The 14,182-nt window shown below is 55.9% G+C and carries 9 protein-coding genes and 1 pseudogene; 6 read left to right on the forward strand and 4 right to left on the reverse strand.

From position 1 onward, the window contains the following. Positions 1–128: 128 nt before the first annotated feature. From ETC05_RS06095 to ETC05_RS06105, 3 genes are all read left to right on the forward strand, one after another. The gene (locus tag ETC05_RS06095) at positions 129–1,157 is read left to right on the forward strand and encodes a LacI family DNA-binding transcriptional regulator (RefSeq protein WP_031408939.1); all 1,029 of its coding nucleotides are present in this window, start codon (positions 129–131) and stop codon (positions 1,155–1,157) included. A 16-nt stretch (positions 1,158–1,173) separates the two neighbouring features. Then, positions 1,174–1,740, forward strand: coding sequence for a shikimate kinase (locus ETC05_RS06100; protein WP_171660594.1), 567 nt, complete (start codon positions 1,174–1,176; stop codon positions 1,738–1,740). 514 nt (positions 1,741–2,254) lie between these two features. After that, positions 2,255–5,512, forward strand: a complete 3,258-nt coding sequence (locus ETC05_RS06105) for a hypothetical protein (RefSeq protein ID WP_171660595.1) — start codon at positions 2,255–2,257, stop codon at positions 5,510–5,512. A gap of 171 nt (positions 5,513–5,683) precedes the next feature. Here ETC05_RS06105 and ETC05_RS06110 read toward each other — a convergent pair whose 3' ends face one another. Further along, positions 5,684–6,094 carry a hypothetical protein gene (locus ETC05_RS06110; protein ID WP_031408945.1) on the reverse strand — a complete coding sequence of 137 codons (411 nt, stop codon included), beginning with the start codon at positions 6,092–6,094 and terminating at the stop codon, positions 5,684–5,686. Positions 6,095–6,379: 285 nt separating this feature from the next. Here ETC05_RS06110 and ETC05_RS06115 point away from each other — a divergent pair, with 285 nt between their 5' ends. From ETC05_RS06115 to ETC05_RS06125, 3 genes are all read left to right on the forward strand, one after another. Further along, positions 6,380–8,431 carry an ArnT family glycosyltransferase gene (locus ETC05_RS06115; RefSeq protein WP_171660596.1) on the forward strand — a complete coding sequence of 684 codons (2,052 nt, stop codon included), beginning with the start codon at positions 6,380–6,382 and terminating at the stop codon, positions 8,429–8,431. Between the two features lie 242 nt (positions 8,432–8,673). Further along, a complete protein-coding gene (locus ETC05_RS06120; RefSeq protein ID WP_171660597.1) occupies positions 8,674–9,636 on the forward strand; it encodes a glycosyltransferase family 2 protein in 963 nt (320 codons plus the stop codon). Next, complete coding sequence (locus ETC05_RS06125; protein ID WP_031408951.1) at positions 9,608–10,018, forward strand: GtrA family protein; 411 nt, start codon at positions 9,608–9,610, stop codon at positions 10,016–10,018. Before ETC05_RS06120 ends, ETC05_RS06125 begins: the two co-directional genes overlap by 29 nt. 266 nt (positions 10,019–10,284) lie before the next feature. Here the strand turns inward: ETC05_RS06125 and ltaE are convergent. The 3 genes and pseudogenes from ltaE to proB all read right to left on the reverse strand — a co-directional run bounded on the left by ltaE (position 10,285) and on the right by proB (position 13,763). Next, positions 10,285–11,316: pseudogene (gene ltaE, locus ETC05_RS06130) on the reverse strand (low-specificity L-threonine aldolase). An 81-nt stretch (positions 11,317–11,397) separates the two neighbouring features. Continuing rightward, positions 11,398–12,642: a glutamate-5-semialdehyde dehydrogenase gene (locus ETC05_RS06135; RefSeq protein ID WP_171660598.1), complete on the reverse strand. Its 1,245-nt coding sequence runs from the start codon at positions 12,640–12,642 to the stop codon at positions 11,398–11,400. Next, the gene (gene proB, locus ETC05_RS06140) at positions 12,639–13,763 is read right to left on the reverse strand and encodes a glutamate 5-kinase (RefSeq protein ID WP_171660599.1); all 1,125 of its coding nucleotides are present in this window, start codon (positions 13,761–13,763) and stop codon (positions 12,639–12,641) included. The genes ETC05_RS06135 and proB overlap by 4 nt, the downstream gene beginning before the upstream one ends. Between the last annotated feature and the right edge of the window lie 419 nt (positions 13,764–14,182).

A 14,182-nucleotide genomic window follows, 5' to 3' on the forward strand; every position in this document is an offset into this window, starting at 1 on the left:
TGAGGCTTAACCGTGCGGGTGAAAACGTTTCTTTTTGGCGACCGCCCGCGCCTTGCATTGACACTGCTTGCGGCCACCCTTTATACTTTTGGTAGGCGAAAGCGACGGTAAAGCAGGTGATTCGAACGGTGTCAGATAAAAAACGTTCCCGCGTGACACTCGAACAAGTCGCCAAACACGCTGGCGTGTCGCGGGCGACCGCCTCCCTTGTCGTCCGCGGGAGTCCGAATATTTCGAAAGAAACGCGGGAAAAAGTGCTTCAATCGATGAAAGAGCTCGGCTACGTCTACGATCGCGTGGCCGCTAATTTGCGCTCGCAGCGCTCTTCGACGGTCGGGCTGATCATTACTGAGCTTGACAACCCGTTTTTTTCCGAGTTGCTTGTCGGGGTTCATGAGGCGCTCGACCAAGAAGGATATACGGTGATTTTGGGCACAACATTTGATCGGCCGGAAAAACAAGACGCATTGTTGTCGACAATGCTCGAACACCGGGTTGGTGGGGTTATTATGAGCCCGGTTCCAGGTTGTTCGACAGAGATGCTCGAACGGTTGCGGCAATGGGATATCCCGGTGGTGCTGTTTGCTCGCGAGGAAATTCCTGCGGGACAATTTGATTATATTGGCATCGATAATGTAGCTGGCGGGCGGATGGCGGCCGAGCATTTGATCGCTCAAGGGCATCGCCGCATTGCGTTTATTGGCGGTTCTCCGCATTCGTCCGTATGGAAGGCGCGCCAAAGGGGATACAGCGAGGCGCTGCGCGCTGCAGGCATCGAGGTAGATGACGCATTGCTTGTGCCGTCGGCGACAACAAGACAGGGCGGGCGAATGGCGACGAAACGTGTTTTGCAACAACCGAATCCGCCGACAGCGCTCTTTTGTTATAACGATGTTGTCGCCTTCGGGGCGATGCTCAGCTTAAAGGAGGAAGGAATCGTTCCAGGGCGTGATATCGCGGTCGTCGGATTCGATAACATTCAAGAATCCGCTTTGTTTCAACCGCCGCTTACGACTGTCGCCGCATTTCCTGAGAAAATCGGCGCCTTTGCCGCCAAACAGTTGCATGAGCGCATGAAAGGGGATGCGGGCGCGCCAAAGCGGACGATTTTGCCGCCGGAGCTCGTCATCCGCCAGTCCTCAGGGAAGAGAGAGTAAAAAGAGGTGAAGCAACGTGGAGAGGCAGACGATCATCCCGCTCCGCGAGCGGAACATCATATTGATCGGCTTTATGGGGGCGGGAAAAACGACGATCGGGCAGCTGGTGGCGAAAAAGCTGTACCGCGATTTTATCGATGTCGACGCGGAAATCGAGCGGCGGCACGGGATGTCGATTCCGGAAATCTTCGCGCAAAAAGGGGAAGCGTACTTTCGCAAGGTGGAGCGCGAGGTAATCATCGATTTATGCACGAAGACAAGGTTGAAAATTTTATCGCTTGGCGGCGGCGCGTATTTGCAGGAGGAGGTGCGGCGCGCATGCCTCGCTCATGGGATCGTTTTTTTCCTTGACTTGTCATGGGATCAATGGAAAGAAGAGCGCCTGCCGCTCATTGTCGACAGCCGGCCGGTGTTGAAAAATAAAACATTGGAAGAGGTGGAGCAGCTGTTTTTCCAGCGGCAGTCGGCTTACGCCCTCCATCATTCCCGCGTGGTGCTGAATGAGCTTGAGGCCGAACAGGCGGCCGAGCAAATCGTCGAGTCGATCAAATGGACGTGGGATGTATATGAACCGAATCGATAGATGGTCATGACGAAAAGGCAGGCTCTTGTCGGGAGCTTGCCTTTTTGTGTTGGATGGCCGCGGCGAGAGCCGGTGGCGGAGCGGTAATCTGACAGTAATGATGCAGGCCGACTTCGTGCCTCGGTTGAATGGCTGCATCGAAAGCCGGTGACGGAGCGGGAGAGGCTGGCGTTGTCATCGCGGTTTTTCCAATAGCGAGTTTTGTGGGCGTGGCCAAAGCGGTTCGGGGGCCAGATCCGCTTGTCCTCACCTTGCGTTCAGTCTCGCGTCCTTGATCGGCAAGGGTGTGGATGTGAGTGATGGACGGACTCGTTTTCGGAAGCCATCAGAGAGACTCACTTTGTGTTGGGGATCGGACATTGGGGGCGCGTTCAGCGAGCGGGGGAGGACGAACGACCCTGCGTTTCTTTTCTTTTTTGGGCAGAAATGCCTGTTTGTTTCTTTGTTTGTTCTTGCCGGACAAGCGCTCCTTTTGTTATTAAGGAAGATACCGGGTGTGAGGGAGAGTGGGAAGATGGAGAAAAGGGCGTTCCGCTGGCTTTATGTGTATATTGTCTTGGCGGTGCTGCTTCTGTCGGCGCCGTATTGGCTTTGGTGGCTGAAGCCGGAAACGGAGCTTGAGCTGCTCATTGTCGATGACACGGTGCCGGATCGGTCGTACCGCGAGCACCAAGGGCTTGTTTGGCTGCTCCGGGCGCAAAAGTACGTGCACCGGAACGGTGAGACGTATGATGCGGCGCGCGATTATGTCGGATTTGTGCCAAAGGGCGGCGGGGCATACGAAGTGCGCCCGCTTCCGAACACGATGGATCGCTATGATGCCGTGTATGTCGTCGACACGTACGGCGTCTATGAAGAAGAGTTCATTCGCCAGCGGACGGACGGAGCGCGGTCGGCGAAAGTGCACGGCGGGCTGGACGGCGAGACGGTGAAGGCGCTTTGGCGGTTCGCCCGGGAAGGGGGAAACACGTTGATCGCCGAATTCAACTCGATGGCCCACCCGACAGCGCAGGAGGTGCGCGCGTCGTTTGAATCGCTGTTCGGCTTCCATTGGACGGGGTGGATCGGCCGTTATTTTCCCGATTTATCCAGCCGGGAAGTGCCGGCGTGGGTCAGGGAGAACTACGAACAACAATATGGGACGCCGTTTGCGTTTCGCGGTCCGGGAATTGTGCTTGTGGATGAACGCGATCGGTTGATCGTTTTGGACCGGCGCGATCTTGGCGGCGATGGCGTCGTGTTTTCGTATACGAAAGCGGGAAAAGCGCGGTGGGGCCAACATGAGCGCGCTCCTTATTCGTACTGGTTTGACATCGTCCAGCCGCTTGATCCGGACGATGTGTTGGCGACCTATACGTTGTCGCTTTCCAAACGCGGGAACGAGAAACTGCGCGCCATCGGGGTTCCGGTTTCGTTTCCGGCCGTTGTCCGCTATGAGACGCGCACGTACCAGTCGTACTACTTTTGCGGCGATTACGCCGATCAAGGCAGTGTGCCGTCGATTTACCAAACGGTTGGATTCGATCGATGGCGCAAGTGGACGGCGAGCAGCCGCCCGGATGATGAGACGGCGTTTTACTGGAAAGTGTACGTGCCGATGATGAAAGCCATTTTGCAAGAAATCAAAACGTATCAAGAGGAGAAGAAGCGGCCTGCCGCTACAGAAACGGCGGAGCAGGACGGCATCCGCTTGGCGGGGACGGTCGGGCGCGACGATCTGCAAGTATACCGCCGCGGGCGGTGGGAGCCATTGCTCATCAAAGGCGTCAACCTCGGCATCAGCAAACCCGGCGCGTTTCCGGGCGAGGCGAAAATCACGAAGGAAGAATACTTCCGCTGGCTTCAGTATATCGGGGCGATGGGGGCGAACGCCGTCCGCGTCTACACGATTCATCCGCCGGCGTTTTACGAAGCGCTCTACGAATACAATCAAACCGCCAAGCAGCCGCTCTATTTGTTTCACGGCGTTTGGATCGATGAAGCGATGATGCTTCGGATCAAAGATGTTTGGTCCCCCGCGGTGGACGGGGCGTTTCGCGCCGAGATTCGCCGCACGATCGACATCATCCACGGCAACGCCAACATTCCAAAGCGGCCGGGCCACGCCGGGGGAGTGTACCGATATGACCTTTCCCCTTATGTCCTCGGGTGGATTTTCGGTGTCGAATGGGATCCGGACGTTGTTGCCGCCACGAACAAAGCCCATCGCGGATCAGGGGATTACCGCGGGACATATGTGTATACGAAGGGAGCAAGCCCGTTTGAAGCGTGGCTCGCGCGTGCGGTCGACGAAGCGGTCGGCTATGAGACGGAAACGTATGGGTGGCAGCGGCCCGTGAGTTTCACCAACTGGGTGACGACCGATTTCCTTCGTCATCCGGCCGAGCCGTTTGTCAAAGAAGATCTTGTTTCCGTCAATCCGAATGTCATGTACGCCACCGACAAGCTGCGCGCCGGATGGTTCGCTTCGTATCATATTTATCCGTATTATCCGGATTTTTTGAACAGAGAAGAAACATATATCCGCTATGTCGACTCGCGCGGCGAGCATAACAGCTATGCCGGCTACTTGCATGAGATGAAGGCGGCTCACCGGATGCCGATTCTCGTCGCCGAGTTCGGTGTTCCTTCGTCGCGCGGCATGGCGCACCGAAACGTGCACGGCAAACACCAAGGGTTTCTGTCGGAACATGAACAAGGGATGATCGACCGGAAGTTGTTTGAAGATATCGTTCATGAGCGAATGGCCGGCGGGCTGTTGTTTTCGTGGCAAGATGAGTGGTTCAAACGAACGTGGAATACGATGGAGTATGACAATCCAGACCGCCGCCCATTTTGGCTGAACGTACAAACGAACGAGCAACATTTCGGCCTGCTTCGCTTCGACCCGGGGCCGAGCGCAGCGGCGACGATCCAAGTCGATGGGAGGAAAGACGATTGGACGTTCAATGGAATCGATCCCGTATGGTCGGACGGAGAGCGGGCGCTGTATGTCACGAGCGATGAAGGATATTTGTACGTGCGGCTTGACGGTGCGCGCATCACCTATGAAACGACGACGTACATTGCGTTTGATACAATTCCAGGCCAAGGGCAATCGCGCCTCCCGGGCCTTTCCGGCGTGCGCACGTCGGGGATTGACTTTGCTTTAGTCATCCATGGAAAGCAGCGTGCCCGGCTGCTTGTCGACAGCTACTATGACACGTTTTCTTATCATTACGGCCATCAGCTGCACATGATGCCGATGGCGCCGTACGCCCATCGCAAAGATAACGGAGTATATCATCCGATCCGGTTGACGCTGAATAAAAAGCTCGAGGAAGCCGATGGCAAGGCCGTGCCGTTTGATTCGTATGAGACCGGGGTGCTTCGCTTCGGCACCGCCAACCCGGCCGATGCGGCCTATGACTCGCTTGCCGATCTCAGCGTGAGCCGCCGCGGTGATATGTATGAAATCCGCCTGCCGTGGGCGCTGTTGAATGTCACTGATCCAAGCCGGCGCGAGGTGATGGGCGATATCTGGTCAAAAGAAGGTCTAAAAAGCCGAAAGATCATCCCCGGCATCCGCCTCGGCGTGTACGTCGCCGACGGGGAGCGCTCATTTTCGTTCCCAGCGCTGGAAGGAAATGTGCTGCCGGCTCGGCAGTTTTACACGTACACGTGGCCGACGTGGGAGACGCCGCGCTACCACGAGCGGCTGAAGCCGTCGTATGAAGCGATGAAAGCGGCGTTTTCCGGCGCGGACATCGCCAAGCGGCAAGGAAACGAATAAGAAGAACGCCCCGCAACATTGGCCGCTGTTCGACACATCGATGACCGATCAAGGCGGTCGTCTGTTCAAAAAAGAATCTGCCTTGAAGAGGGGCAAGCACGAGACAAAAGCCCAACCGGCCGTCAAGCAGAAACATGCTGGCGGCCGGTTGGCTTGTTTCTTTTTCAGTTTTCAGGAGATTTCGTTTTGTCCAGCCCGGGAACGGAGTTTTCGTTCATGTTGGAGGGTTTTGCGGGCGAGGAAGTCGACCGTTTCCTGCGTTTCCGACCATTCAAGGCGCCAATAGTTCATTTTCGTTTCCAAGCGCTCAAATCGAGCATCCGTGCGCTTTTCCAGATCCAAAAGTTTTTGGTGCAACCGGTCTTCCGTCTCTCGAATTTTGGCATATAGCCGATTTTCGGTATCCTGAATCTCGGCGCGCAATCGGTCTTCTGTTTCTTGAAGTTCAGTACGTAATCGGTTTTCTGTATCTTGAATTTCGGCGCGCAATCGCTCTTCCATTTCCTTCATTTGTTGACGGAGTTGATCGGAATGCAAGTCAAGCGCCTTTAGAATTTGCTGCACGATCGTTTCGCCTTCCATGAGTTTCACCTCCTTTACTCTGATCATAGCACATGGCCGGCATCGGGAAAATGAAAATCTAGTCCACTCGTTTCATTTTTTCACCAAACTTTCACCAACACTATGTAACGTAACCATAGAAGACGGGTGATGATAAGAAGCGTGTTGTATCACCCCCTTGTTTTTTAAATGAAGAAACCTTGGGTGGGATCGGCTTCTCGTTTCATGTCATCTGACGTCAGTTAAGGGGCATCGCTGCTTTTCCCCCTTAGTAGGAAAAAAGAAAACGAGGGAAAGGGAGAGTTCATGAAGAAAAAACAATGGAAATTGGACGGATGGATCATCGCGATCATGGTCTGGTCGGCTTTTTTGCATCTCTATCAAATAGGAAACAGCGGTTCCAACGTCTATTACACAGCAGCGGCGAAAAGCATGGCAGCAAGCTGGAAGGCGTTTTTCTTTGCCGCCCTCGACCCAGAGGGATTTATTACCGTTGATAAGCCCCCAGTCGCTCTTTGGTTGCAGGCGCTCAGCGTGAAGCTGTTTGGCGTTAGTGATTGGAGTGTTTTGCTTCCGGAAGCGGCGGCGGGGATCGCGGCCACATGGATGATTTATGTCATCGTCCGGCCGTGGGCCGGACAGACAGCGGCGCGGTGGGCAAGTTTCGCCTTTTCTTGCACCCCGGCGTTCGTCGCTGTGGCGCGGACGAACAATATTGATGCCGTTTTGGTGTTCACATTGCTCTTTGCGACTTGGATGCTGATGAAAGCGGTGATGACGCAACGATGGACGTGGCTGGTTGGCAGTTTTGCGGTCGTCGGCATCGGGTTCAATATGAAAATGTTGCAGGCGTACATGGTGCTCCCGGCGTTTTACTTATTTTACTGGCTCGCTGGGCGGGTGCCGTGGAAAAAACGGGTGGGACATTTGCTGTTGGCGACGATCGTGCTGCTTTCGGTTTCGCTTTCGTATGCGGCTGCGGTGGCGCTGATTCCTGCTGATAAGCGTCCGTATATCGGGGGCAGTCAGACGAATTCTGTGTTAGATTTGGCGCTTGGATATAACGGAATTGAGCGGTTGACCGGGGAAGCTGGACCGGGTGGAGGAAAGGGGAGGGCGGATGTTAACGGCAACGCGCAGCCACCTGTTGATGACAAGCCACCGTTCAACGGCAAAGCGGGAACGGCGTTTCCGGATGGGTCAGGAGGGGCGCCGCCAACGGTGGGCAGCCAACTGCAAAGTCCGCCATCTGTGCCTGGAGGTGGGATGGGTGGCATTGGTCGCGGCGAGATTGGTGACCCGGGCGTCCTTCGTTTGTTTCAACTGCCGCTTGCCGGGCAGGCGAGCTGGCTGTTGCCGTTTGCGGCCGTTGTAGCGATCGGCTTGGGAATAGACGTATGGCGACGCCGGCAGATGACCGCGTTTCATCAATTCTTGCTCTTTTGGTTCGCCTGGCTTGGTCCGATGCTCGTATTTTTTAGCATTGCCGGATTTTATCACCGCTATTATTTAAGTATGCTGGCGCCGGCTATAGCAGTATTAGTGGGAGCGGGTGGAGCGATGTTGGCCTTGTTGGCGTCCAGCGAACGGTGGACGAGGTGGTTGTTCCCGGCCGCCCTGGTGGCGACGTATGCGTTCGAAGTATGGACAGCCTGGCAATACCGTAGTTCGTTCTCCCCAGTATGGCCGCTCGCTGTCGGATTTTATGGGTCTGCAATGGTTTGCCTTTGGTTCGCGATGGAAGGCCGCGAGCATGGAAGGCGGATCGTCTATCGAGCTGCGCTCATTGGCGTGCTGGCATTGCCGGCCTATTGGTCGCTGACGCCAGTGCTATATGGGACAAACAGCACCATTCCATACGCTGGACCAGATTTACAACGAGATAGAGGCGCGCCCATGCCGACAGCCGCGATGCCGGATGGACAAGAGGAGCGTTCGCTGAGAGGAGAGACGGGACAACCCGGCGATGGAGCGGGGCGGTGGCAAACTTCCCGCTCGTTGACAGCGTTAGTGTCCTATTTGGAGCAGCATGCGGGTGAAGCCAAATATTTAGCGGCCACCATCCGTGCGACCGAGGCGGCGGAGTTGATGCTTCACACCGATCGAGCGGTGATGGCGATGGGCGGATTCGGCGGAACGGATCCCGTACTAACGCCGAAGAAGCTAGAGGAAATGGCTCGCAACGGTGAGGTGAAGTATTTTCTCCTTTCCGGTGAAGGGCGAGGAAATCATGAGCTTGTTCAATGGATTCAAACACATTGCAAAGAAGTTCCATTTTCAGAATGGAATGGCGGAGAAAAGGCCTTAAACGGTGGAATGGAGCGCAGAGAAATGACGCTCTACGTATACAATGGATAAAGGGCTCGAGAAAAACAAGCCGATATCCATCGCTGTTTTTCAAAACTAGGACATTCGTAGAAAAGCGTTTTTTATGGGATTCTCCATTAAAATAATTGAAGCTGATTCAAGCCGATCATTGGCGGGTGATCAGCTTCGTAGCCGAAGAAATCCATAGAGGAAAACGTAAAGCAGGCGGTGGCAAAATTGGTGAGGGTGTTCGTAGCCGAAGAAATCCATAGAGGAAGCAAGGAGGGAAATCGATGGCGACCTATTCTGTCATTATTCCTGTCTATAATGAAGCGCTCGTGATCCGTGAGACGTACCGACGGCTGAAAATAGTGATGGAGCAAACGGGTGAGCCGTATGAATTGTTGTTTGTGAATGACGGCAGCACCGATGGGACGCTCGATATCTTGAGGGAACTGGCCGTGAAAGATGAAACGGTGAAGTACATTGACTTCTCCCGCAATTTCGGTCATCAAATCGCGATTACAGCAGGAATGGATTACGCCTCTGGCCAAGCTGTCATCATCATTGACGCCGACTTGCAAGATCCTCCTGAACTGATTTTGGACATGATCGCGCGTTGGAAAGAAGGGTATGATGTTATCTATGCTCGGCGCGTCAAGCGGAAGGGGGAGACGTTGTTCAAGCGATGGACAGCGTATGTGTTCTACCGCTTGCTGCGGGCGGCGACCGAGATCGACATTCCCGCTGATACCGGCGATTTTCGTCTCATTGACCGGAAAGTGTGTAATCAGTTACGCTATATGCGGGAGCGAAATCGTTTTGTCCGCGGGCTTGTCAGCTGGGTCGGTTTTCGGCACATAGCGGTGGAATACGAGCGAGAGCCGCGGCTGGCTGGGGAGACAAAGTATCCACTGAAAAAGATGATTCGTTTTTCGTTAGACGGCATTACGTCTTTTTCGCATAAGCCGCTCAAATTGGCGAGCTGGCTTGGGTTTGCTTTGTCGGCGGCAAGTGTGGTCGGCATGATGGCGGTATTGTACTTGAAGTGGTTCACCCATTCGACCGTGGCCGGATGGGCATCGCTTTTGATGGTCATGCTGTTTTGCAACGGAGTGACGATGACGATGCTTGGGATTACCGGTGAATACATCGGCCGCATTTACGATGAAGTGAAAGAGCGGCCTCTATATATTGTCAATGAAACATGGGGAGTCGGAACGAGACATGAACGAAAGCCTTCCTACATTCCGTAAAGAAAAACAAGCCATATGGCGGTTTGCCGTCGTCGGGGTGGGCAATACGGCGGTCGACTTCGCTGTCTTTTTTCTGCTCACTGCCGCAGGCGTTCCTGCGGCCGCGGCGCAAGTCGCTTCTTACGGCGCCGGGGTGGCAAACAGCTACGTTTGGAACCGGCGCTGGACGTTTCAAATGAAGCAAAAGGCGAATATCGGGGAATTGCTTCGGTTTCTTGCGGTCAACGGGCTGTCGCTTGGGGTGTCGCTTGTCGTCTTGTTGGCGGCCGAACGGCTCGGCCCGCTTTGGCTCGCGAAAGGTGCGGCCACGGTCATGGGCATGGCGGTGAACTTCGTTGGCAGCCGCTGTTGGGTGTTTGCGGCACCGCGAAGCGAACGTTGACAGAAAGCAGGGACGGAGAACAACGAAAACGACCCGAAAGCCATAGGCGGTCCAGGTCGTTTTCTGTTTAGAAGGGACTGTAAAGGAAAACGATATTTTACAAAATCTATTGCCTTTCAGAAAAGGTCCATGGGCAACGTTTTGCCCTCCACCCGGGGATGAAAATCCGCGCCAGTTCGGCATTTTCACGGAAAAAAGAAATATGGTGTTCAAAAGGTGTTTCCAAATCGGGAAGGATGAAAACTCATACCTATTTGCTGAATCTGTTAGAACAATTGCCGCTTGATTCGTTCGAGTGCGGTTTGCACTAGATCGGCGGTGATTTCCCGGTGGGTGACGAAGCGAATGACGCCGTCATCAAACGGGCTGGCCAAGATGCCGGCTGTTTTCAAAAGGGCGATAAACGCTTCGTTGGAAAGCCCGGTGTCGCGAATATGGCAAAGGACGATGTTCGTTTCGACTCCATCGACATCGACGGACAGGCCGGGAATGGCCGCCAGCCCGTTCGCGAGCAGGCGGGCGTTTGCGTGGTCTTCGGCGAGGCGGTCGACCATTGTTTCAAGGGCGATGATGCCCGGCGCAGCCAAGACGCCGGCTTGGCGCAGACCGCCGCCGAGCCGCTTCCGCCATTTGCGCGCCTCTTTAATGAAGGAGCGGCTGCCGGCCAGCACCGATCCGACCGGTGCGGATAGTCCTTTTGAGAGGCAGATTTGCACCGTATCGGCATATTTCGTGAATTCCGTCACCGGCACTCCGGCGGCAACGGCGGCGTTAAACAGCCGCGCTCCGTCAAGGTGGACGGGAACGCCGTATTCGTTGGCGACATGGTAGATCGCTTTCATCGTTTCCACGGAAATGACTTTTCCACCGGCTTTGTTGTGGGTATTTTCCAAGCAAACGAGCCCGGACCGCGGATGGTGGATGTCGTCGCTGCGGATCGCTTTTTTGACGTCATCCGGGTCCATCGCACCGTTTGTCCCGCGGATCGGCCGCGTTTGGACGCCGGCGAGCGCCGCTGCCGCTCCCGCCTCATACAAGAAAATGTGCGATTCGGCTTCCAATATCACCTCATCCCCCGGGCGGCAATGCGTCAAGATGGCGACTTGGTTTCCTTGCGTGCCGCTTGTGACGAACAAGGCGTCTTCTTTTCCAAGCATTTTGGCCGCCAACGCTTCTCAACGGTTGACGGTCGGATCTTCGCCGTATACGTCGTCGCCGACTTCGGCTTCCAACATCGCCCGGCGCATCTCTGGCGTCGGTTTGGTCACGGTATCGCTGCGAAAATCAATGAACGGCATCGTGGCACCCCTTCTTTCCTGATCGTTGTATGCATCAAAAGGACGGGAGCGCACGGGCGGGGGCCCGCTTCCCGCCCTTGGTCATACGGTTCGAATTTGCCCGCTCCCATACACGAGCGATTTCGTTGTCGTGATGGCCACAAGCCCCATCGGCCCGCGGGCGTGCAGCTTTTGCGTGCTGATGCCGATTTCTGCCCCGTAGCCGAACTGTTCGCCATCCGTGAAGCGGGTGGACGCGTTATGGTACAACACCGCCGCGTCGACCGCTTGGAAAAAGCGGCGGACGTGCGCCTCGTTTTCGGTGATGATCGCTTCCGAATGTTTCGTCCCGTAGCGGCGGATATGCTCGATCGCTTCATCGACATCGTCGACGAGTTTCACGGCTAAAATCGGCGCCAAATATTCCGTATGCCAGTCTTCTTCTGTCGCTTCGTTGACAAACGGATGCATAGCGGCAAGGCGGTGGTCGCTGCGCAGCTCGACGCCGCGAGCGTGAAGCGCCTCAAGCAGTTCGCCAGCGTACGGCCACCGTTCATGAATGAGCACCGTTTCAACGGCGTTGCAGACGGACGGACGCTGCAGTTTGGCGTTTACGACGATATCGATTGCCATCAGCCGCTCGGCCGATTCGTCGATGAAAATATGGCAGTTGCCGACGCCGGTCTCAAGCACCGGTACGGTGGCGTTTTCGACGACCGAGCGGATCAGCCCCGCTCCGCCGCGCGGAATGAGGACATCAAGATAGTCGTTGAGGCGGAACATGCGCTGGGCCGTTTCCCGGCTCGTGTCTTCGAGCAGCTCAATGGCGGTTTCCGGGATGGCCGTTGTGCGAAGCGCCTCTTTCATGACCGCCACAAGCGCTTTGTTGGAATGAAGCGCCGACGAGCTGCCGCGGAGCAAGACGGCGTTGCCCGTTTTCAGGCAAAGGCTGGCGGCATCGACCGTCACGTTCGGGCGCGCCTCATACACCATGCCGATCACCCCAAGCGGCACGCGCACGGTTTGAATGCGCAGCCCGTTTGGCCGCGTCCATTCGGCAACGATTTCCCCGACCGGGTCAGGCAATGAAGCGACTTGGCGGACGCCGCCGATGATTTGATCGATCCGTTCATTCGTGAGCTGCAGCCGGTCAAGCAAAGCCGGCGACAGCCCTTGCGCGCGGCCGGCGGCCATATCGTTTTCGTTTGCCGCCAAAATGACGGCCCGTTCGCGGTCGATGGCTTGGGCGATCTGTTCCAATGCCGCATTTTTTTCTTCGGTAGACAGCATGGCCAACGTTTGTGCCGCCGTTTTCAACCGTTCGGCTTTTTCCAGCAGTTCGTTCATCTTTGGACACGCTCCTTTCGCAAAGTGACCCAATTGTTGCGGTGGATGACTTCCGGGCGGTGAAGGTAAGAGTATTGCCGGGCCTCTTCGCTCGGCCGCCCTTTCACTTTTTTCAAATCGGCGGCGGCGTAATACACTTGGCCGCGGCCGATGGTGACGCCTTTTTCATTGACGACGTCGACGACATCCATCGCATGGAAGTCGCCGGAAACGGCCGTGACGCCGGCCGGAAGCAAGCTTTTCCCGCGCACAAGCAGCGCTTCCTCGGCGCCGCTGTCAACGGTGATCGTGCCGGAAACGGGGGCGTGATAGGCGATCCATTGCTTGCGCATTTGCATTTGTTTCGGAAACGGAGCGCCGATGTACGTGCCGTCCCCTTTTCCAGCCAAAATATCGGCGAGTTTTTCTTTGCCGCTTCCCGTGCCGATGAAGACGCTGACACCGAACGAGAGCGCTTTTCGGGCGGCCAACAGCTTTGAGCGCATGCCGCCGGTGCCGACTGCCGAGCCGCTGCCGCCGGCTGAGGCGAGCATCTCGCTTGTAATCTCCGGCAAAAAGGCGTACTTTTTCGCCTGTGGGTTCGTTTTCGGATTGGCGTCGTACAGCCCGTTAATGTCGGTGAGCAAAACGAGCGCATCGGCGTGCAAAAAGCCGGCGACCAAGGCGGAAAGCATGTCATTGTCGCCAAACGTCAGCTCCTCAGCGGAAACCGGATCGTTTTCGTTAATGACCGGGACGGCGCCGTGCTCAAGCAATGTCGTGATCGTCGCAAACAAATTGCGAAACCGCTCGCGGCTGTAAAAATCGCTGCGCGTCAACAACAATTGGGCGGCGGTGAAGCCGAATCGGGCGAACGCCGAACTGTACGCCTGCATGAGCAGGCTTTGTCCGACGGCGGCGGCCGCCTGTTTGCCGGCGAGCGTCGTCGGCCGCGCCGGGTAGCCTAACGGTCCGAACCCGGCAGCGACCGCCCCCGAAGTGATGAGAATGACGTCATGGCCAAGCTGTTTCAGGTGCGCAATGGCTTCGACGTGATCATGAAGTTTGTCAAGGCATAGGCCGCCTTTTGGATCGGTGAGCGAGCTGCTCCCGATTTTGACGACGACGCGCTGCCGTTTCATGGCGTTCCCTCCTTTGCGTGTTTTGCCGCTGTCTATGCCATTGTTGTTTGCCGCCCGTTGGAAAGGCGGCCAACAAAAAAACGCTTCTCCTCCTTTGGCAAAAGGACGGAAAAGCGTTCCGCGGTACCACCTTTTTTGGCGCACAAAGCGCCCACCTCTGGCCTATAACGCAGGCATGCGGCTTATGTTTGCATAAGCGGCCGTCTAGGGCAGGTTCAACCGGCTTCCCGCGAGGAACCTTCCAGCCTATGGGTTCCACTCTCTGGCGCGTTCCCTCGGTTTACTAGTCCCGTGCCGTTCCCGTCGATCCATTGTCATCGTCCAGAACGATAGATAGTTTGTAAGAAATTATGCCGGCAAATTCGGCTGTTGTCAAGAGAGAAGGAAACGGAACGATCAACGCAGCGCAAACCGCTCGT

The organism is Geobacillus sp. BMUD, assembly GCF_013096845.1.
Lineage (GTDB): Bacteria > Bacillota > Bacilli > Bacillales > Anoxybacillaceae > Geobacillus > Geobacillus vulcani.